The 20,136-nt window shown below is 64.4% G+C and carries 16 protein-coding genes; 6 read left to right on the top strand and 10 right to left on the bottom strand.

The genetic code is table 11. The features are described 5' to 3' along the window. Positions 1-317: 317 nt before the first annotated feature. The 3 genes from A9J21_RS08970 to A9J21_RS08960 form a co-directional block, all read right to left on the bottom strand. Entirely contained in the window at positions 318-1,406 is a 1,089-nt protein-coding gene (locus A9J21_RS08970) for a porin (RefSeq protein WP_066734243.1), read from the bottom strand. A gap of 176 nt (positions 1,407-1,582) precedes the next feature. Further along, entirely contained in the window at positions 1,583-2,881 is a 1,299-nt protein-coding gene (locus A9J21_RS08965; RefSeq protein WP_066734240.1) for an MFS transporter, read from the bottom strand. Between the two features lie 86 nt (positions 2,882-2,967). Continuing rightward, a complete protein-coding gene (locus A9J21_RS08960) occupies positions 2,968-3,780 on the bottom strand; it encodes an NAD(P)-dependent oxidoreductase (protein ID WP_066734237.1) in 813 nt (270 codons plus the stop codon). A 315-nt stretch (positions 3,781-4,095) separates the two neighbouring features. On the opposite strand from A9J21_RS08960, the gene A9J21_RS08955 reads away from it, so the two are divergent. Next, positions 4,096-4,806 (top strand): FadR/GntR family transcriptional regulator, encoded by a 711-nt coding sequence (locus tag A9J21_RS08955; protein WP_231906865.1) that lies wholly within the window; start codon positions 4,096-4,098, stop codon positions 4,804-4,806. A 73-nt stretch (positions 4,807-4,879) separates the two neighbouring features. Here A9J21_RS08955 and A9J21_RS08950 read toward each other — a convergent pair whose 3' ends face one another. Further along, positions 4,880-5,272: a hypothetical protein gene (locus tag A9J21_RS08950; protein WP_231906864.1), complete on the bottom strand. Its 393-nt coding sequence runs from the start codon at positions 5,270-5,272 to the stop codon at positions 4,880-4,882. Between the two features lie 388 nt (positions 5,273-5,660). Between A9J21_RS08950 and A9J21_RS08940 the strand changes: the two genes are divergently transcribed. Next, entirely contained in the window at positions 5,661-6,044 is a 384-nt protein-coding gene (locus A9J21_RS08940) for a hypothetical protein (RefSeq protein ID WP_066734258.1), read from the top strand. 83 nt (positions 6,045-6,127) lie between these two features. On the opposite strand, the gene rpoD is transcribed toward A9J21_RS08940, so the two are convergent. After that, the gene (rpoD, locus tag A9J21_RS08935; RefSeq protein ID WP_066734232.1) at positions 6,128-8,140 is read right to left on the bottom strand and encodes an RNA polymerase sigma factor RpoD; all 2,013 of its coding nucleotides are present in this window, start codon (positions 8,138-8,140) and stop codon (positions 6,128-6,130) included. A 397-nt stretch (positions 8,141-8,537) separates the two neighbouring features. Here rpoD and A9J21_RS08930 point away from each other — a divergent pair, with 397 nt between their 5' ends. Then, a complete protein-coding gene (locus tag A9J21_RS08930; RefSeq protein WP_066734229.1) occupies positions 8,538-9,563 on the top strand; it encodes a patatin-like phospholipase family protein in 1,026 nt (341 codons plus the stop codon). Here A9J21_RS08930 and A9J21_RS08925 read toward each other — a convergent pair. Together A9J21_RS08925 and A9J21_RS08920 are read right to left on the bottom strand one after the other, a co-directional pair. Next, positions 9,544-10,230, bottom strand: a complete 687-nt coding sequence (locus A9J21_RS08925) for a hypothetical protein (protein WP_156545753.1) — start codon at positions 10,228-10,230, stop codon at positions 9,544-9,546. The genes A9J21_RS08930 and A9J21_RS08925 overlap by 20 nt on opposite strands. A gap of 58 nt (positions 10,231-10,288) precedes the next feature. Then, the gene (locus A9J21_RS08920; protein ID WP_066734256.1) at positions 10,289-13,774 is read right to left on the bottom strand and encodes an adenylate/guanylate cyclase domain-containing protein; all 3,486 of its coding nucleotides are present in this window, start codon (positions 13,772-13,774) and stop codon (positions 10,289-10,291) included. A 212-nt stretch (positions 13,775-13,986) separates the two neighbouring features. Here A9J21_RS08920 and A9J21_RS08915 point away from each other — a divergent pair, with 212 nt between their 5' ends. Beyond that, positions 13,987-14,913: an adenylate/guanylate cyclase domain-containing protein gene (locus tag A9J21_RS08915; RefSeq protein ID WP_231906862.1), complete on the top strand. Its 927-nt coding sequence runs from the start codon at positions 13,987-13,989 to the stop codon at positions 14,911-14,913. Between the two features lie 69 nt (positions 14,914-14,982). Here A9J21_RS08915 and A9J21_RS31455 read toward each other — a convergent pair whose 3' ends face one another. Further along, positions 14,983-15,195 carry a hypothetical protein gene (locus tag A9J21_RS31455; protein ID WP_156545751.1) on the bottom strand — a complete coding sequence of 71 codons (213 nt, stop codon included), beginning with the start codon at positions 15,193-15,195 and terminating at the stop codon, positions 14,983-14,985. Between the two features lie 30 nt (positions 15,196-15,225). Then, the gene (locus A9J21_RS08910) at positions 15,226-16,572 is read right to left on the bottom strand and encodes a DUF3422 family protein (protein WP_066734224.1); all 1,347 of its coding nucleotides are present in this window, start codon (positions 16,570-16,572) and stop codon (positions 15,226-15,228) included. Between the two features lie 165 nt (positions 16,573-16,737). Here A9J21_RS08910 and A9J21_RS08905 point away from each other — a divergent pair, with 165 nt between their 5' ends. Further along, positions 16,738-17,595 (top strand): LysR family transcriptional regulator, encoded by an 858-nt coding sequence (locus A9J21_RS08905; RefSeq protein WP_066734221.1) that lies wholly within the window; start codon positions 16,738-16,740, stop codon positions 17,593-17,595. A gap of 192 nt (positions 17,596-17,787) precedes the next feature. Here A9J21_RS08905 and A9J21_RS08900 read toward each other — a convergent pair whose 3' ends face one another. Then, a complete protein-coding gene (locus A9J21_RS08900) occupies positions 17,788-18,888 on the bottom strand; it encodes a branched-chain amino acid aminotransferase (protein WP_066734218.1) in 1,101 nt (366 codons plus the stop codon). Between the two features lie 356 nt (positions 18,889-19,244). Here A9J21_RS08900 and A9J21_RS08895 point away from each other — a divergent pair, with 356 nt between their 5' ends. Beyond that, on the top strand, positions 19,245-20,090 hold the full coding sequence (locus A9J21_RS08895; RefSeq protein WP_066734215.1) for a TauD/TfdA family dioxygenase: 846 nt from the start codon (positions 19,245-19,247) through the stop codon (positions 20,088-20,090). The last annotated feature ends 46 nt before the right edge of the window (positions 20,091-20,136 follow it).

Below are 20,136 nucleotides of genomic sequence, written 5' to 3'. Positions count from 1 at the left end.
CTACCCGTGTGAAAGTAGGTCATCGCCAGGCTCTTATACCCAGAACCCCCAAGCCCGAAAGCTTGGGGGTTTTGCTTTGGTGCGAATGAAATGCGATCGTGCGCAGGGATGGCGAAATGGCCGTCGCCGGTTCGGTTCCATTTCCCTTCCTGCCCCGGTGCAAAGGCCGGGCTGCGCGCGCCCTGTCCATAGAACAAGTTCGAAAAGCACAGCCCGACAATTTGGACGACGAGGCGGCCTTCGGAAAGGCCCGCCTCATCGAATAGATGTCGCGCGGAGAGCTGCGCGTGATTCTGTCTACGACAGGAAAAGCCGGGTCAGAACTTGTGGCGAATGCCCATCGTGGCGCCAAACTGATTGGCGCCGTTCTGGACGAAGGCGCTGTCCGTCGGGCTGTTGGTGTTAAAGCCGTTCACGCCAAGATTCGAGTTGTTCTTGTTCTTCACGTACGACACGGAGAGATAGACGTCCGTCCGCTTGGAGAACGCGTAGTCGGCCGTGGCGACAAAGTCCCACGGATCGGCGCCGGAATTGCGGAAGTCCTGGTAATACGCGGCGCCAATCACCGAAAATGCCGGCGTGAACTGATAGCCGAGCCCAGCCCAATACAGATTGGAACCACCATTCGCGAACTGGCCGCCTGGCAGCGTGGCGCCATTGAATGCCTTGGCCCAGCGATAGCCCGCGTACGCCTTGGCCGCACCAAACGAATACGATCCCGCTGCCGACGCGCGGCGGATGAGTTGTGCGCTCGCATCCCCCACATTGTTTGCCTGGTCGTAGATCGCGCCGATGGACAGCGGGCCCGTGGCATAGGTGGCCGAGAAGCTGTACTCCCGTCCGTTGGTAAAGTTGCCGGGAATCTCCGTGCCGTTGTTTGTGAAGCTGTACAGGGCGGACACCGTCAGGCCGCCGAAGGTGCCGATGTACTTGCCGCTGTTGTCCGCACGCGAGCCGAATTCCGGCGCGATGGACGTGATGCCATAGCGCGTGGAGATCGCCATCGGATCGTAGAGCAGGCCGAAGTCGAAGTAAGGCGTGGTGTGGCGGCCGAGCGAGAACGTGCCGTACGGACCTTGCAGGCCGACATAGGCGTTACGACCGAACAGGCGGCCGCCCTGGCCCGACGTACCGGTGTCGAAGTTGACGCCGCTTTCCAGCACAAACAGGGTCTTGAGGCCACCACCCAAGTCCTCCACGCCGCGCATGCCCCAGCGCGATCCGGATTGGTTGCCGGACGTGACGCGCATTGCGCTGCCGCCGCTGGTGCCGGCGGCCGTGGGCGCGGACTTGTTCGTGTACTCGATACCGGCGTCGGCTACGCCGTACAGCGTCACGCTGGATTGTGCGCTGGCGGCGCTTGCTGCCAGCAGGCTCAATGCTGCAACTTGCCATTTCAGTGTCATCGTGGGTTCTCCTCGTTGTTTTTGCATCGTTTTGCGTTGGAATTGGGGAAAGCGAGAAAGCGGGAAAGCGCAGACGGCATGCGCCCGGGCCGCGAACGCGGATGCGTTCGGGCCGTAGCGGGCACTGCCGGTACTTCGGAAGGAGTGCAGAGCGCGGACTGGGACTGACCGCGGGGTCAGGAATGGGCCGGTGTCGACTGCATGCCGGGGTTCGGTGCGGCGGGCGCCACGCGTTCGCGTGCCATCACGAACACGACGGCCGCCGCCACCAGGTCGAACACGGCCAACACCACGAACAGCGGGCTGTAGCCGATATGCGTGACGGCCAGGCCGAACACCAGGGTGAACAGCGTGGCGCCCAGATAGCCGGTCATGCCTGCCAGACCCGTGGCGGTGGCCACCTCGTTCTTGCCGAACACGTCGGACGTGATCGAATACAGCGCGCCGGAAAGCGTCTGGTGGGCGAACCCGCCGACGCACAGCAGCGCAATGGCCGCATAAGGGCTATCGACCAGTCCGACGCATGCGGGGCCGATCATGGACAGGCAGCCGACCAGCATCACGAGCTTGCGCGACGTGAACAGTGATACCTTCAGATGCTTGTGGAACCACGGGCTCAGGTAGCCGCCCAGCACGCAGCCGATGTCGGCGGCCAGGAACGGCAGCCACGCGAACATCGCAATTTCCTTGATGTTCATATGGCGCTCGGTAGCCATGTAGAGCGGAATCCAGGCGTTGAACGTCTGCCATGCGGGTTCCGACAGGAAACGCGGAATCGCGATCGACCAGAAATTACGGCCACGCACGATTTGCAGCCAGCTAGCCTTGGGCGCGCTGCTGTCCTTGTGCAGCGATTCCTGTCCGGCCAGGATGTACTCGCGCTCTTCGTCGGACAAACGCTTCTGTTGCTTCGGATGCTTGTAGAACAGTGCCCATAGCGCGGTCCATGCCACTCCAAGCACGCCAACCACCACGAACGACAACTGCCAGCCGCCATGCAGGATCGTCCAGACCACGAGCGGCGGGGCGCAGAGTGCACCAATCGATGAACCGATGTTGAACCAGCCGATGGCGACCGATCTTTCCTTGGCCGGAAACCACTCGGTGGTGGCCTTCACGCCTCCCGGAATGCCGGCCGCCTCGGTAAGCCCGAGCAGGCCGCGGAAGAACGCCATGCCCTGCCAGCCCGTGGCCAGCGCCGCCGCCGCGCACGCCAGCGACCAGGCCAGGGCAAAAATGCCAAAACCGATCTTGGTGCCGATGGCGTCGAGCACCAGGCCCGCCACCGGTTGCATCAGCGCATAACAGACCTGCCATGCCACCACCACGTAGGAGTACTGCTGCGTGGTCATGTTCAGCTCGGTCATCATGGTCGGCGCGGCTACCGACAGCGTATTGCGCGCCAGATAGTTGACGATCAGGCCCATTGTGACCAGGCTGACCATCCACCAGCGCATGCCCTTGATACATTTCATCGTTTGTCTCCTCGGTTACTGTCTTGTCCGTCGCGGCGCGCGTCGCCGCGTCTTGTTCTTTGGCGTTGGCGGAAGACGAGGCGTGATCAGCGCCCCGGGCGATCCTCCGGCGCCGTGTAGTCGATGCTGGCGAAGCTGCCGCCCTGATGCCGCCGTGCAACGGCGTCGAGCGGATCGGGGCGTGACAGGATGTCGTCGGCAAAATCCTCGGCGTTCTGTGTCGGCAGGTATTGCAGGCGCGCAGCAGCCTCGCGGTTATCCCAGTAGCTGCGCGTGTTGGCCGATACGCCCCACACCACGGCAAAGCCCACATCGGCCGCCTTGATGCTCCGGTCGACGAGATGCACGAAATCGTCGTGCCCAAGCCACGTGCTCAGGTGACGGGGCTCGTTCGGGCGCTCCACGCAACTGCCAATGCGGATGCAGACGGTCTCGATGCCGTGCTTGTCCCAGTAAAGGCGCGCCATGCCTTCGCCCCACATCTTGCTCAGCCCGTAGAAGCCGTCGGGCCGGAATTCGCAGTCCGTGCGTAACGTCTCGGTCACCGGGTACATGCCGATGGCATGGTTGGAACTGGCAAAAATCACGCGGCGCACACGTTGGCGGCGTGCGCCTTCGTAGATCTCGTAGAGCGAGCGCAGGTTGTTGTCGATGATTTCCGGCAGCGGGCGCTCTACGCTGGTGCCGGCCATGTGAATGAGTACGTCCGCATCTTGCAGTAGCCGATCCACGACGGCGGGATCGCGCAAATCGCCGTGCATCACGTCCTCACCTTCGGTCAGCGGGGGGAGTGGCGTGGTGTGCCCCGATGCCCGCAACTGGTAGCCGCGCGTGGGCAATACTACGCGGAGCAATTTGCCCAACTGGCCGCCCGCGCCGCTCAATGCAATCCTGGTCACGATAAAACTCCGGGAGATGTTCTCGATCGATCTGCCGGTATTTATGCGACGTCGTACAACGTAAAACGCATGATTAGTCCGACAACTTTGTGCTTAAGTCCGGCAACTTTCGTGGGTATCGACGATGAAGTCAACGTAGAAAGCAGGAATCCGGGGTATACCCGATCTAAAAAGTGCCGTATTCGGCGAATTTTGTGACGTACGATGACCACACTTTGGTGGCTTCAAATAGTCAGGCGCGGTATGGTAGTGTGACAAGTTCGGACAAGTTGCCGGACCACCGGCACACGGCTTCAAATTCAATGGGAAGAACGCTTGGAAGACATCGTATTGACGGCCAGCGACGCCACCAGCCGTTCTGAGCAGGTCTGCAAGCTGATCATTGCTGCCATCCTGCGCGGCGAGTTCGCCGCGGACCAGAAATTGCCGACGGAAGTGGATCTGGCAAACCGGTACGCGGTATCGCGCACCACGGTGCGCGAGGCGCTGTCGCGCTTGCGCTCGGAAGGCATTGTGGTGTCACGCCGCGGCTCGGGCAGCTTTGTGCAGCGCATGCCCGTGCGCAGCCAGGCAAGCGCCAGCCCGCAGATCCAGAGCATTGCCGATATCCAGCACTACTATGCGTTTCGCCTTTGCGTGGAAGTTGGCGCGGCCGAGATTGCCGCCCAGATGCGCACCGACGCCGATCTTGACACCATCCGCGCTGCGTACGGCGCACTGGACCGTACGCAGGAAAGCGGGGCGATGGGCGTCGAAGAAGACCTGCAGTTGCACCTGGCCATTGCCCGCGCATCGCACAACCCGTTCTTCGTCTCGACCATCGAGCATGCCCTCGGCCCCATCCGCCAGTGCATGGAGCTGGCGCGTAACCTTGGGCAGGCGCGCGTGGCGGCCCGATTTGACGTGGTCCAGGCCGAGCACCGCGCCATCATCGACGCCATCGCCGAGCGATCGCCGATACAGGCGGCGGAGGCCATGCGGCGTCACATCGACAATGCGCAGAGACGAATCTTTCTCGGGGACTGACCGATGCGGTTGGCAAGTCTGGTTGGCAAGTCCGGATGCGGATGCCACGAAAGCACGTGAACCGGTGTGCGCCTTAGCGTTGCCAGACGACCGGCACCTTTGCCGAACATTCCGTGATTTTCCCGAGCCAGTTTCTGCTGGTATTCAGCTGGACGCGACTGTCGTCCATTGGCGCGACCTTGCGGTTCCATCGGTCTGCCAGACTGGTGGCCACACTGCTGGCGGCCGTTTTGCACTCGGCCGCCGCGGTGCTGCGCAGCATCGTAAATTGCTGATAGCGGTGGTGGACCAGCAAGGTGAACCCGTCCGGCGAGTATTCGGTCGCATATTCCGTCGACATATCGTACGTAGACAGTTGACGCCCGGAATGGGTGGGCGCTGGTGTCGTGCAAGCTGCCAGCAGCGAGCACGCCATCACCGCAGGGATCGTTAGAAATCTCACAGCGAAATCGCCAGTCTTGCTCATGGTGCCGCGTTCCTCAGGTATGCGCGCTTGTTTTGGGGCTGGATGGTACCAAAAACGAGGGCGCCCGAATCGGGCCCGGCCCCCGGACCTCCCGGGCGGCCAGGGATCCATGGCGACGGGGCAGGCAGGGTTCATTCACCTTGCATGGCGGGCGCTGCGGTATAGCCTGAAGTGAGGCAAGGGCAACCGACGCGTGGGCGCTACCGTGAGGCCATGCTGCATGTGCGACGGTGCATCCCCAATGTGCAACGCCTGGTCGTGCGGCTGGAAGTGCCCCCTTTGCGTGCCCCCTTGCGCATCGGCAACGGTGTCGAACATTCACGTCAGGCGCGTTGCCCAGGCAGTTCAAATGTTGAGTGCCGGGGTACCGGGACAGGGCAGCAACGACATGAATCGGGTTCTCGCATTGACACTGGTGTGCGGCCTGATCGGTGGGCTGATGGGAGGCTGTGTCTCGACGGGGGTGGAGGTCAGGCCGGAGCAACTGGAGGACTTCCTGCCGGGTTTCTCCACGCAGGAGGACGTCGTCAACCTGATTGGCGGGCCGACCTCCCAGGCAACGCTAAGCAACGGAACGACAATCCTGATCTATTCGTTTGCGAGTTCCCAGACGCACCCGGAGAGCTTTCTCCCGATCGTTGGCCCTCTGTTTGCTGGCGGCAAGATCCGGTCGTCGACGGTGCTGTTCGAGTTTGACGCGAACGGTGTTCTCAGGAGCGTGCGCAGGGCGACCTCCAGCGGGGCGTCGGGCTTGAGCGTATTGCCGCCCTGAAAACGGGGGCGAAGTCAGACGGCCCTGGCCGGTTCCGGACCCGCCAGGGGGGCGAAAGAGCGGAGAATCAACTCCGCCCGGGTTCAACGATCGAGAAACGGCTTGAGCTTGTCGGCCCGGCTGGGATGCTTGAGCTTGCGCATCGCCTTGGCTTCAATCTGGCGAATTCGCTCGCGGGTGACGTCGAATTGCTTGCCGACTTCTTCCAGCGTGTGCTCGGTGCTCATATCCAGGCCAAATCGCATCCGCAGGACCTTGGCCTCGCGCGGCGACAACTCGTCGAGGGCCGATTCGATCTGGGCGCGCAGGCCGGACATAATGGCGGCTTCTGCCGGCGAACTGGCCGCATCATCCTCGATCATGTCGCCCAGCGTCGCGTCGCCGTCGTCGCCCACCGGCGTTTCAAGCGAAATCGGCTGCCGCGCGATCTTGAGCATCCCGCGTACCTTTTCCTCGGACATCTCCATACGCTCGGCCAACACGGCCGGATCGGGTTCCTGCCCGGTCTGCTGCAGGATCTCCCGCGAGATCCGATTGAGCTTGTTGATGGATTCGATCATGTGGACCGGCACACGAATCGTCCGGGCCTGATCGGCCAGCGCCCGCGTCACGGCCTGACGGACCCACCAGGTGGCGTAGGTCGAGAATTTCCAGCCGCGCCGGTATTCGAACTTGTCCACGGCCTTCATGAGGCCGATATTGCCCTCCTGGATGAGGTCCAGGAACATCATCCCCCGGTTCACGTATTTCTTGGCAATGGAAATGACGAGCCGCAGGTTGGCTTCGATCATCTCGCGCTTGGCTTGCCGCATTTTCAGCTCGGCGGCGCTCATCTGGCGGTTGATCTGCTTGAGCTGCTGCAGCGGTAGCGCAACCTTTGTTTCGATATCGATGAGTTTCTGCTGGCCTGCCTGGATGGCCGGCAGGTGCCGTTCGAGTGCCGGGCCAAACTCGCGCGACGTGGCGGCGGTGCGGCGCGTCCATTCCAGGTCGGTTTCGTTGCCAGGGAAGGATGCGATAAAGGCCTCGCGCGGCATGCCGCAACGTTCGACCGCAATTTCCAGGATGCTGCGCTCGATGGTCCGCACCGCGGCCACCTGGTCGTGCACGCTCGCACACAGGCTGTCGATCATCTTGGCCGTAAAGCGGATCGGCGCCAGTTCGCGCTGGATGTCCTCGCGCACGCGCGCGATGGCGGCGGAGCGCGCCTCGCCCGTCACGGGGCCCTCGGGCACCTGTTCGAACAGCGCACGAACGCGCGCAAAAATCACCAGGCTGTCGGCCGTGAGCTGTTCGAGGCGGGCGGCGTTCGCTTTTTCCGAATCCCCGCCGCCAGCGTCGTCCTCTTCATCGTCCGATGCGTCGTCGGCGTCATCCGACGCGTCGGCGTCGGCATCGTCGGCAGCCGCCGTCGCGTCATCAGACATCTCACCATCTTCGGTGGCAGGGCTGTCCGCGGGGTCGCTGATACCGTCGACCAGTTCGTCGATGCGCAATTCGCCGGCGACGATGCGGTCCACATCGGCCAGGATCATGGACACCACGGACGGGCAAGCGGCGATGGCCTGGATCATGTCCTGGAGGCCACTTTCGATGCGCTTGGCGACACCGATTTCGCCGGCACGGGTCAGCAGTTCGCTGGAGCCCATTTCGCGCATGTACAGCCGGACAGGATCCGTGGTACGGCCAAATTCCGAATCGACCGTCGAGAGTGCCGCTTCCGCTTCTTCGTCCGCCTGATCATCGGAGGTGGTGGACGGGGCATCGTTCAGCAGGAGCGTTTCGGCATCCGGCGCCTGTTCGTACACGGACACGCCCATGTCACTGAACGTGCTGACGATGGTGTCCATCGCTGCCGGCGTCACGTTATCCGGCAGGTGGTCGTTGATATCCGCGTGGGTGAGATAGCCGCGTTCCCGGCCGAGTGCGATCAGCGCGCGCATCTGCCCCTGACGCTCTGCGTCCTGGCGGGCGATGGACGCCTTGTCCGACAGCGCGCCCGTGGCCGGCGTCTTGCCCGTGGGCCGACGGCGGTTGGGCTTGGCGCTGACCGGAATCAAGCTGGAGGGTTCAAGGTCGCGATCCGGATGAGTCAATACGTGCTCCTGGGCAGGTGGCCGCCGATTGCCGCGGCCATGAGACTGGCGTTGTGCCTGCGGGGGGTGCGGACAAATCGTGGACGGCGCACAGGCCGGCGCCTGGGCTGTCGAGGCCAGCATGCCCTCCCGCAGCCACCAGTGTGCGCAAAATTTTCGAATCGCGCATGATACTGGCCGCGCTGGTGCGGTGCAATATGCCCGGGCGGTGATGCCGTGGCCGCCACATGTCACAGCGGAGCCAGCAGGCGGCGCATCTTCACTACACTTTCAGGATAGTGGCCAGCGCGGGCAATGGCCGGTGCGGCAGGCATATGTGCGGTACGGCAGCCAAAACGCACAGCAAATACGCGGCCAGAAAGGGGCGGGAGCACGCCGCCCAGCCGGGAGGGGCAGCATGGACGGCAAGAACGCAAAGCCTGTGGCGTTGGCGTTACAGGGCGGCGGCATGCATGGCGCCTTCACCTGGGGCGTCCTCGACCAACTGCTTGAGGACGGCAGGCTTGCCATCGAGGGCGTGAGTGCCACCAGCGCTGGCGCCATGAATGCCGTCGTGCTCGCCAATGGGCTGCGGCGTGGTGGCCCGGCGGGCGCGCGCGAGGCGCTGCATACGTTCTGGCTGGCCATCGCCGAATCGGCGCGGCGCTACAGCCCCCTGCGATGGATCCCATGGATCAAGGGCAGCCATAGCTTTGGATTGAACTACTCGCCGCTGTATGCCGTGGCCGATATGGCGCTGCGGGTACTGTCCCCTTACCAGTTCAATCCGTACAACATGAATCCGCTGCGCGATGTGCTCGAGCAGCAGGTGGATTTCGAGGGGTTGCGCCAGCAGTGCCCGATCCGCTTGTTCCTGTGCGCGACCAATGTCGAGACCGGCCGGATTCGCCTCTTCTCCGGCGCGGATGTGTGCGTCGAGGCGGTGCTGGCATCCGCCTGTCTGCCAACACTTTTCCAGGCGGTGAGCATCGAAGGGCAGTATTACTGGGATGGCGGCTACGTCGGCAACCCGGCGATCTTTCCGCTGATCTATGAATGCGAGACGCGGGACGTGGTGATCGTGCACATCAATCCGATCATTCGCCGGGGCGTGCCCACTACGGCCGCCGACATCCTCAACCGGCTCAATGAAGTCAGCTTCAATTCGTCGCTGATGCGCGAAATGCGCGCGATTGCCTTTGTGACTGCCTTGATCCAGCAGGGCCGGGTGGACGGGGACGACATGAAGGAGATGTTGATTCACTCGATCCGATCCGACGACACCATGGCCGCGCTGCATGTGTCGAGCAAATACAACGGCGATTGGTCGTTCCTGTGCCAGTTGCGCGATCAGGGCCGGGCGCAGGCCGAAGCATGGCTTGCGCGGAACTACGAGAGCATCGGCCAGCACTCGAGTATCGACATCAAGGCAGAGTTCCTTTGAGCGGCGACGATGGGTCCGGGAGTGACGGCTGGTCCATGCGCCATGCCAGATTCCGGCGGGCGCGGGTTTCATAGCGGTTGTAAAACGGCTCGGTCAGATAGATGCGCGGTCGCGCCAGCAGTGAACCGAGGAATGCCCGTTCGCGGCGGTCATAGGTCACCGCATCGAGATCGGGACGCTCCGCACGCAAACGCACGGCATCGCCGCAGAACCATGGGCGCGGATAGCCGAGCACCGCCAGGTCGATGTCGACCACAAAACAGCCTGCGGCGTCCGCTGGCGCGTGGGTATGCGACGTGTCGAGAATCAAGCGCGCGACGCGTTCGATCCCGGCAATGCCATTCCCGACGTCCGGCTCACCGTCGATCCCGGCCCCTGCCCCGTCTCTGGCGGTTTGCCGGAGCCATTCTGCACTGCGGTCTTCGTTGTCGGTGGCGCCAGGGGTGTAGACCACGTCGTGATACCAGAGCGCCAGTTCCACGGCTTCGGCATCGCCGTCGGCGATTGCGCTGCGTGCCCAGTCCAGGTCGCGCAGACACCGCCGGACATGCTGCAGCGTGTGATAGTGCCGCGCAGGCTCCGCATAGCGGGCGGCGAGCGCTGCATAGACCGCCTCGGCCTGACTGCCGCCAGCGCGCGACCACAATGCCACGAACCGGCTGTGCATCGCGTGAGCTGCTCGGGGTGCCATCACAGGGGCGGGGGCGACGGCGGGTGGCATGTGGCTAGGCGTGCGAGAGATCGAGCAGGACCTTGGCTTGCTGCCAGTCTGCCAGGTCGAAGCCTTCGGTGAAGCCGCTGAGGAGCGGGGCCAGGATCTCCCGCGCTGCGTCCGGCCGGCCTTGTTGTTGGCGCATCCCTGCCAGGCGTACAGCGGCCTGCAGCGCCAGGGCCTTGGCGCCCTGGTCCCGCGCCACCGCCATGGCCTGCTGGAAACACTCCTCGGCATGTGCCTCATGGTGGGGCAACTCCAGCATCAATTCACCCCGCAGGCGGTGCAACATGGCTTCGTCGATGCGTTCCCCGGTCTCGCGGACGAAATCCAGGGCCTCGGCGAGCGTTGCGAGACCCGCCTCGGGGGCGTCGGCCCTGCCGCAGGCTTCGGCCAGCATTGCCAGCAGATTCGGGCGCCCGAGCGACGCGCCGGTGGCGGCGTAAGCTGCCAGGCCCTGGCGGATTTGCGCGACCCCATTCTGCGGATCGCCAAGCACAGCCATTTCCCAGCCTTGCAGCACCGTCGCCCAGGCCAGGTAAATGGGAAATCCCTGTTCACAGGCCACGGCAACGGCCGCCTTCGCGTAGTCGCGGGTTTGTTGCGCCTCGCCGCAGCGCCGGTGCACTTCCGCGGCAAATATCAGGCAGAGCGCCAGATTGACGGTGTCGGGGCGCTGGCGCGCCATCGCGAGCGCCTCGTGGCAGCGGGCGCGTGCCTGGTCCGGCAGGCCCAGGTGCCAGAGGATCCAGCCCAGCGTGCTCGTGGCATGGACCGCCGGGTCGCGCCCATATCCCATCATGTAGTCGTACTGGGGGGGCTCCGGGCGTTGCAGTGCCAGCACCTGTTCCATGTGCGAGCGCGCTTGTTCCAGGTGTCCGAGCCGGAACGCCGTGGCGCCGACCACGCGATGGCCCTCCGCCAGCTGATTGGGATTTTGTGATCTCAACGCCATACCAACGAGGCGCTTTGCCAGCGGCGAAGAGACGTTGTATTGCGCCCGGAGCTGATAGAAGGCCCACAACCCGAGTTGCGCGGAAAAGTAGTATGCGCTTTGCTCGCCTTGCTCGCACAAGGCCAGCGCACGCCGGTAGGTGGCTTCCACCTCCGGGGAGGCCTGACCGCGGATGCCCATAAGGGTGGGCCCAAGCGTCAGCAACAGCGTAAGCTCCTGGCGGGCGCGTTCGGGCGTATCGGGCAGGCGTTTGATCAATTCGAGCGCCGTGTCGAGATGATGGATCGCCTCCGGTTGTGCCGACCGTTGCAGCGCCTGCTGGGCCGCGGCGTGCAGGTACTCGATTGCCTTGGGAACATTGCCGCTGAGGCTGTAGTGGTGGGCCAGCTCGCCGCAGTGGTCTTTCAGTTGGTCCGGGAACAGGGTCTCGATCGCCTGGGCCGTCCGCTCGTGCAATGCGCTGCGCCGCTCGATCAGCAGCGAGTTGGCGGCAACCTCCTGCGTGAGTGCGTGCTTGAAGGCGTATTCGACCTCGGGAAACGCGGGGCGCTCGTGGATGAAGTCCGCCGCCTGCAAGTCGGCGAGCAGCGGGCGCAACTGGCGCTCATCGGCGGCACTGACCAGCCGGACAAGGCCCAGCGGAAACTCCTTGCCGATGATGGCGAGCGTTTGCAGCAGCGCCTTCTGCGCGAGGGGCAGCCGGTCGATCCGGGCGGCAAGCACGCCCTGCACCGTGGTCGGCATATGCAACAGCGCCGGAGCCTGCGCGATGCGGTAGCTGCCCGGCTGCCCAAGCAGTGCGCCTTCCTCGACGAGCGTCTGGACCACTTCTTCCATGAAGAACGGGTTGCCTTCGGTCTTTTCCAGCACCAGACGCTTGAGCGGCGCCAGACTGCGGTCATCGCCAAGCAGCGCGGTGAGCAGGCCCTCGGCTTCGGCGGGGCCCAGCGGTTCCAGATCCAGTTGGGTGTAGCAGGGCCTGGCGCCCCAGTCATGCACGTACTCTGGGCGGTAGTTGACCAGAAGCAGGATCTGCGCTGCGGGCACGTGGTCGATGAGCAGATTGAGAAACGTCTCGGTTTCGCTATCCAGCCACTGAAGATCCTCGAAAAGCACCAGCAATGGCGCATCGCGGCTTTCCCGGACCAGCAGATGCGCAATGGCATCGAAGGTACGCTGGCGGCGCAGGACCGGGTCCATGGTGGCCAGCGCCGCGTCCGGATCGCTGGCGCCGAGCAGGTAGAGCAGGTAGGGGAGGTGCCCTTCCAGCGACCGGTCCAGCGTGAGCAGCCTGCCGGTGACCTTTTCACGGCAGCTGCGCTCGCTGTCCTGCGGGGTCATCTGGAAGTAGTTCTTCAGGAGTTCGATCAACGGGAGATAGGCGAACGCCTTGCCGTGCGAGACCGAAAACGTCTCCAGCACCCGGCAGCCTTGCTGCGAGCGCGCCTTGAACTCATGAAACAGCCGCGACTTGCCCACTCCGGCCTCGCCGCGCACGCCGACAATCTGCCCATGTCCGGCACGGGCCCGCGCCAGGGCGTCTTGCAACCGCTGCATTTCATCCGCGCGGCCGACAAACCTTGCCAGACCGCGGTGCGCTGCGATCTGCAGCCGGGTGCGCATGGCGCCTAGCCCCTGGACTTCGTAGACGCCAAGCGGGTCTCGCACGCCTTTGACCTGTGTGGTACCGAGGGCCTTGAACTGGAAATACCCTTCGGCCAGCTTGTGCGTCGAAGGGCTGACCAGGATCGACGCGGGTGTGGCGATCCCTTCCATCCGGGACGCGATGTGGATCGTATGTCCCACCGGATCGTAATCAGTGTGGAGATTGTCCTTGCGGATCGAGCGCACCACCACCTCGCCGGTGTGGATACCCACCCGAATCTGCAGCGGGACGCCTTGTTCGAGGCGTATCCGGTCGCTGTGACGGCGCATCGCCTCCTGCATCCTGAGCGCCGCGTACAACGCCCGCAGCGCGTGGTCTTCGTGGGCGATCGGGGCGCCAAACAGTGCCAGGATGCCGTCGCCAAGAAACTTGGCGACGTAGCCTTCGTAGTGATGCACGGCTTCCATCATCAGCGTCACCACCGGATCAATCAGGCGCCGCGCCTCTTCCGGGTCGAGATCCTGGATCAACGCCGTGGAGCCCGCCATGTCCGCAAAGAGCGCCGTAATCGTCTTGCGCTCGCCGCCAATGCCGCCGCGGGCTTCCATGGCCGCCTGCTCGGCAAGGATGCGCTGCGCCAGATGGGGTGGCGTGTAGTGAACCGGGGCAAGCTCGCGGGCGTGGCCGGTCGCGCCGGGGCCGACGGTTGTGCCGGCTTCGGAGATTGCGGAGATTGCGGCAACTGTGCCGGCGGGATCGTTCGCTTGGGCAGCGGTGGCCTGCGCGTGAGTCAGTAGCGTACCACAGGCCCGGCAGAACCTTGCCGTGGGGCTGGCGCTTTCGCCACAGTGCGGGCATCGCCGGCCAAGCGACGCCCCGCATGCCTCGCAAAACTTCGCGCCTGCAAGGTTATCGAAGTCGCATTCGGCGCAGTGCATATCGCCTCCCACCTGCATGCTCCGGATCCATTCATTAGACGCGGGATCTGTGCCGCGAGCAAGGCAGGGCGTGCGTTTTCGGGTTGAGCTACCGGGGTCGCGGTGCCAGAATTCCTGTGCAGACTCGCACGGGTTGGCGTGGCCCCCCTTGCAGCGCGCGCAGGAGGGCCCGGCACGGATGCCGGGCGATGTGGACCAGGACGAGATCCGGCATGGACCAGGCTGGGGTGGATCAACAAGCGCCAGGCGACGCCTCGTTGGGGTCGGTGATGTTTGCCGATGTCAGCGGGAGTACGCGGCTGTACGAACTGGCGGGCGACGCAGCGGCCCTGGCCGCCATTGGCCGCTGCATGCGGGTGATGACGTCGTGTGCCGGCGCCTGGCAGGGCCAGGTCATCAAGACCATCGGCGATGAGCTTATGGTCATGTTCCCATCGGCAGACAAGGCGCTGCTGGCAGCCATTGACATGCAACTGGCCGTCTCGGAACTGGCGCCGGTGGCCGGGGTGGCGATGTCAGTCCATATCGGGCTGCACCATGGGCCGCTCCTGCGCGAGGCATCGGGCGACGTGTTCGGCGACACCGTGAACCTCGCGGCCCGGCTCACCACCCTGGCGTCGCGCGGGCAGGTCATCACCAGCAAGGAGACGGTGGGGCACCTGTCGGCCAGTGTGCAGCAGCGCACACGCAGCCTGTATCCGATCCGGGTGCGCGGGCGGGATCAGCCCGTGGAGCTGTTCGAGGCGATCTGGCAAGAGGGGACCGACCTCACCCTGGTCGCCGAGCCGAGTCAGCGTGCCGTCGCATATGGCTTTCTCACGCTGCGTTATCGCGAAACGCTGGTGGAAATGACCGCGGAGTCAGCACCGGTAACCCTCGGGCGCGATGGCAGCATGACCATCGTCGTCGCGGATCGGCGTGCCTCGCGCTTCCAGGCAGTCGTCGAGCCGCGCGCGGGGCGGTATGTGCTGGTCGACAGAAGCTCGAACGGCACCCATGTCAGTGTTGACGGTGAGGCGCCCTTCGTCCTGCGTCGTGACGAGATCGCGCTACGTCGCCACGGATGGCTGACATTTGGCGAGGCAGCCGGCCCAAGCGACGAGCGCGTCGAGTTTTTCCTGCAAACCGATCAGGGTTGAGTGCTGGCGGGCTGGCCGATGCTTCACGCCATCCCGCGCACCGCGTGCCGTCATTGCGTCTGCCGACGATCAGTTGTAGCCCAGGACGGCAATGGCCGAGATATCGGGCCGATCATTGGAATTGTCGATCAGTACCTCGGTCGGCGTCCGTTGCCTTCTCGGCGGCGGTGACAAATGGGCGGATCCGGGCAGGCTCGGGCGAAAGCCGGATGTCAGCGGGCGCAATGCGAAAGGGACCGCGCCGGCGAGAAGGTTGGGGCTGGCGGACTGGGCAGTGAGCATGATTTCAGGTGATCTGAAACGTTGGAAAGACTAAAGGATCTGGGTAGGCGCTGACGGGGCGGCACCGATCGCATGGGCCGGGCGGGCGCCGTGGGCATGCCGGGTCCGGCTGCGCTTGGTAATGAAGAAAACGGCCAGGACCACCGGCGCGATCAGCAGGCCCTCTGCCAGTTCGGGCTCGATGGGAAGATGCATGACGTGCAGCGCCTTGAATCCGGCCGCCGCGAGCGACAGGACATAGTAGGAGATGGCCGCGACGGACAGGCCTTCGACAGCGTGCTGGAGATGCAGCTGATTGCGCGAGGTCTGGTCCAGTCCGGCGAGCAATCGGGTGACGTCGCGCTCCTGGGTCAGGTTGACCCGGGTGCGCAGCAGGTCCACGGCGCGGGCAATGCGCGCGGCAAGCTGCTCATGCCGCATCCAGACGCTCTTGCACGTCTCCATGGCCGGCGCGAAGCGTCGCTCCATGAATTCGGAGATCATCGGCATGCCCTCGATGCGTTGCTCCCGCAATTCCTGAATGCGCGCGAGAACGAGCCGCTCATAGGCCCACGACGCGCTGAAACGCCCGCCATGCTCGGCGAGCGACTCCACCCGGGCGGCCAGATCCGTCAACTGCACCAGCAGTTCCGCGTCGTTTTCCCCTGCACGTTGCGTGTTCATGTTGCGCATGAGCGCCTGGAGCGCGGCGTGGATCTCGTCAAGGTCGCCACCCATGCTCCGCGCAACCGGTAGGGCAAGCAGCGCCATCATCCGATACGTCTCGATCTCGTAGAGCCGTTGCAGGAGCCTGCCGCCTTGCTCCTCCCGGAAGTCGTCGTCGATGGCAAGGATGCGCATATGACCGTCCGCACCAATACTCCAGTCGCTGAACACCTTGCCGCCGTCCAGCACGTGGCTGCCGACGAGCGTAGGGCCAGCCAGCCAGTCGCGCAGATGGGCGCAGACGGCCTCGCCTGCGCCGGCCGGCAGCAGTTCCATGCGCAACGCATGAAAGCGCATGCCTCCCAGCATCTCGATCCATTGCGGCGGCACGCCCCGGATGGCGAGATCGTCAAAGTACGCCCGGTCGCTGCGCGGCGCCACAAACGTAAATGTCGAGAATTCGGTGTGTCGCTCCCACTTCAGATGCCAGCCGAAGGCCGATTGCGCCGCGTAGTGCCGGGCGCCCGACGGCGGCGAGGCCATGCCGGTCTCCGCGCATAGCGCGCGCAGCAGGCGCTCATGCACTGCCGGGTTGCTCTCGGTGTAGATGGCGTAGTGCGTGACCGACGCGCTGCCAGTCAGGCGCAGGAACGGACGGGCATGCAGTTCCGCGGCCAGCGAGGCACGCAGGGGATGATCGAGTAGGGCGGCGGGTTTGCCTGGGGTATTCATGCAGGGGCGCTTGATGTTGGGCGAAAGCAGCGGGGGCGATGAAAAGAGCGACTGGGTCGCGCCTTCACATCCGTCTTTCCATCCCCCGTGCAAGCAATATCGCATGGGCATTGCGACAATAAAAACGCATAATATTGATCGTTACGTTCAGTTTTCCTGATACCTATGAAGACCCTGGATCATGATGTGCTCGCGACCGTGGTCGCCATTGCAGAGACCGGCAACATGAGCCGTGCCGCGGAGGCGGTCAACCGGTCGCAGTCGGCCGTCAGCATGCAGATCAAGGCCCTTGAGGAATCGCTGGGCCGGCAGCTTTTCGTGAGGCGTGCACGCAGTGTCGCGTTGACGCACGAGGGCGAGGTCCTGTTGGGGTTTGCCAGACGGATGTTGTCGCTGCGCGACGAAGCCTGGGCGGCGGTGGTGCGCCCGGAGGTGACCGGCAAGGTCGTGATCGGCGTCCCTGACGACTATGCGTCGTCGCTGCTGCCCTCGGTGCTCAAGAAGTTCTCGGCTTCCTACCCGAAAGTAGAAATCCAGGTCATGGGATTGCCCAGCAGTGCCCTGGGGCCGCTGGTCAAGGACGGAACGGTCGACCTGGCCTGCGGCACACGGGTCAAGGGGCTATCCGGCGATTTCCTGCGACACGAGCCGATGGCCTGGGCAGCCAAGGCGAACGGCCCAAGGATCTGGGAAGACAGGCCATTGCCGATTGCCGTGTTCATGCCGGGGAGCGTCGCGCGGGAGAACACCATCCGCAGTCTTGATCGCGCCAGGATTCCCCATCGGACGTCCTATGAAAGCCCGAGCCTGCTGGGGCTGCTGAGCATGGTGGATGCGGGCCTGGCGATTGCCGCGCTGGCCAAATGCGCGATTCCCCCGCATCTGACGCTGCTTGGGCGGTCGCACGGATTGCCGGACTTGCCACCCCTGGAACTGATTCTGGCCCGGAGTTCGAAGTCGAGGCGTCCCCCGTGTGATTTCCTTGCCGAGCAGATTTTCGAGGATCTTCAGTCAGGTGGTTGAAGGCGCCCGAACCCCGAATTCTTCATCAGGAAGGCGCTCGGCTGGGCGCTGCGCTATCGGCGAGGATTAGGCTGGACGCGCCGGAGCATGCGTCGGCGGAGGATTTCCCCCCCGCCGCCAGGACGCTCCGTGCTTTGCTTTGTGCGACTGCAGGTGCGTCAAACGGGTCGGCGTGATCACGCCGACATCCGGTCAGAACAGGCGATTCAACCAGCCATGCGGGTCTGCTGCACGACCTTGCTGCAGGTCGACCAGCGCTGCCTTCAGACGTGTCGTCGTCGCGCCCGCCGTGCCGTCGCCGATGGTGAAGTTGTACTCGCGGCCCTTCACCTTGCCAATCGGCGTCACCACTGCTGCGGTGCCGCAGGCGAACGCTTCGCGCAGCCGACCGCTCTGGGCATCGGCCTGCCACTGGCCGATCGCGTACGGTTCTTCACGCACGGTCAGGCCGAGGTCGCGGGCCAGGGTGATGAGCGAATCGCGCGTGATGCCGGGCAGGATCGTGCCGGTGAGCGGCGGCGTCTGCAGGGTGCCATCGTCGAAGACGAAGAAGACGTTCATGCCGCCCAGCTCCTCGATCCAGCGCCGTTCCACGGCGTCGAGGAATACCACCTGGTCGCAGCCTTCGCGCGTGGCTTCGGCCTGGGCGAGCAGGCTGGCCGCGTAGTTGCCGCCGCATTTGGCTTCACCCGTGCCGCCGGGCGCGGCGCGCGTGTAGGCGTCGGACACCCACAGCGTGACGGCCGCCGAGGCGCCGCCCTTGAAATACGCACCCACCGGGCACGCGACCACGCAATACAGGTACTCCGCAGAAGGCTTCACGCCGAGCACGACTTCCGTGGCAATCATGAACGGGCGCAGGTAGAGCGCCGAGCCCTGGCCTGACGGAATCCAGGCGCGATCCAGCTTGACCAGCTCGCGCACGGACTCCAGGAACAGTTCCTCGGGAAGCGCGGGCATCGCCAGGCGCCGGGCGGAGTTCTGGAAGCGGCGCGCATTGGCATCCGGGCGGAACAGTGCGCCGCCGCCGTCCGGCAGGCGGTATGCCTTCAGCCCCTCGAAAATTTCCTGCGCGTAATGGAACACCAGCGTGGACGGATCGCACTGGATGGGGCCGTGCGGGCCGATCTTGGCATCGTGCCAACCCTTGCCCTCGGTGTAGCGGATGGTTGCCATGTGATCGGTGAACACGCGGCCAAACGCCGGGTTCTCGAGCAAGCTGGCGCGCTCGGTCGAGGATACGGGATTCGCACTCTGTTCAATGGACAGAGTGGCCTGGACAACGGTGTTCATAGGGATCTCCATGAGGGCAGTGTGTGCATTGCACGCTAAGACCCGTATTTTGCGCCAACCGCGGAGCTTTTGGGGGGGGCGGAGTGGGCCATGCCGATCTTTTTCATGCGCCCATGACGGCGGACTGAGCCGACGCACCGGGCGGTGCCTGGGCGCGGCCGCTCCATGCCCGGGGGTGGCGGGGCTCAGGCGCAGAGGTCTCCCCGGGGCCGGTGGCCGGCAGACGGCCGATGTCCCAAATTAGCAAATGAATGTCCCAGATAAGCAAGCCGGTCGGCCGGAGGCTGCAGATACTGGATGCACAGAACACGATGAACCAACCCGCGGATTCACCGGACTGTGCAGGAGACATGACAATGAAAATCAGGCAAATCACCCCGGCCATCGGGGCCGAGATTTCTGGGGTCCATCTGGGCGAGGCGTCACGCGATCCATCGCTTTTCGCGGCGATCAAGGCGGCGCTCCTCGCGCACAAGGTGCTCTTCTTTCGCCGCCAGGACATCACGCGTGCCGAGCACGTGGCGTTTGCCGGACGCTTTGGCAAGCTGGAAGACCACCCGGTGGCGGGGAGCGACCCCGAGCATCCGGGCCTTGTGCGCATCTACCGGAGCGACAACCCGCACAGCTACGAGAACAATTATCACTGCGATGGCCTGTGGCGCCCCAATCCGGCCATGGGTGCGGTACTGCGCTGCATCGAATGCCCCGAGATTGGCGGCGACACCATCTGGGTGAACATGGTCAAGGCGTACGAGGAACTGTCCGAGGACGTCCGGCAGAAGATCATTGGCCTGCGTGCCAGGGCGAGCATCGAGCACAGCTTTGGCGCGGTCATGACCGCCGAGGCCCGGGCGAAACTGGCACTGGAGCATCCTTCGGTCGAGCACCCGGTGGTGCGCACCCATCCCGAGACCGGCGAGAAGATCCTGTTTGTCGGGGCGGGCTTCAGTACGCATTTCACCAACTACAGCACACCGGCCAACGTGCGTCATGGCATCGACAAGGCGCCGGGCGCTTCCTTGCTGCTCAACTACCTGATCAGCCGCGCCACCATTCCCGAATACCAGGTGCGCTGGTCCTGGCAGCAGGGCGATATCGCCGTATGGGACAACCGCTGCACGCAGCACTATGCCCTGAACGACTACTGGCCCGCACCGCGCAAGATGGAACGCGCCGGCATCGTGGGCGACATCCCCTACTGATCCGACCACGCCCTGCCACTCTTACCCGGATTGCCCGGATTGCCTG

The organism is Cupriavidus sp. D384 (assembly GCF_001652915.1).
Lineage (GTDB): Bacteria > Pseudomonadota > Gammaproteobacteria > Burkholderiales > Burkholderiaceae > Cupriavidus.
This window is presented reverse-complemented; position numbering and strand designations above follow the sequence as displayed.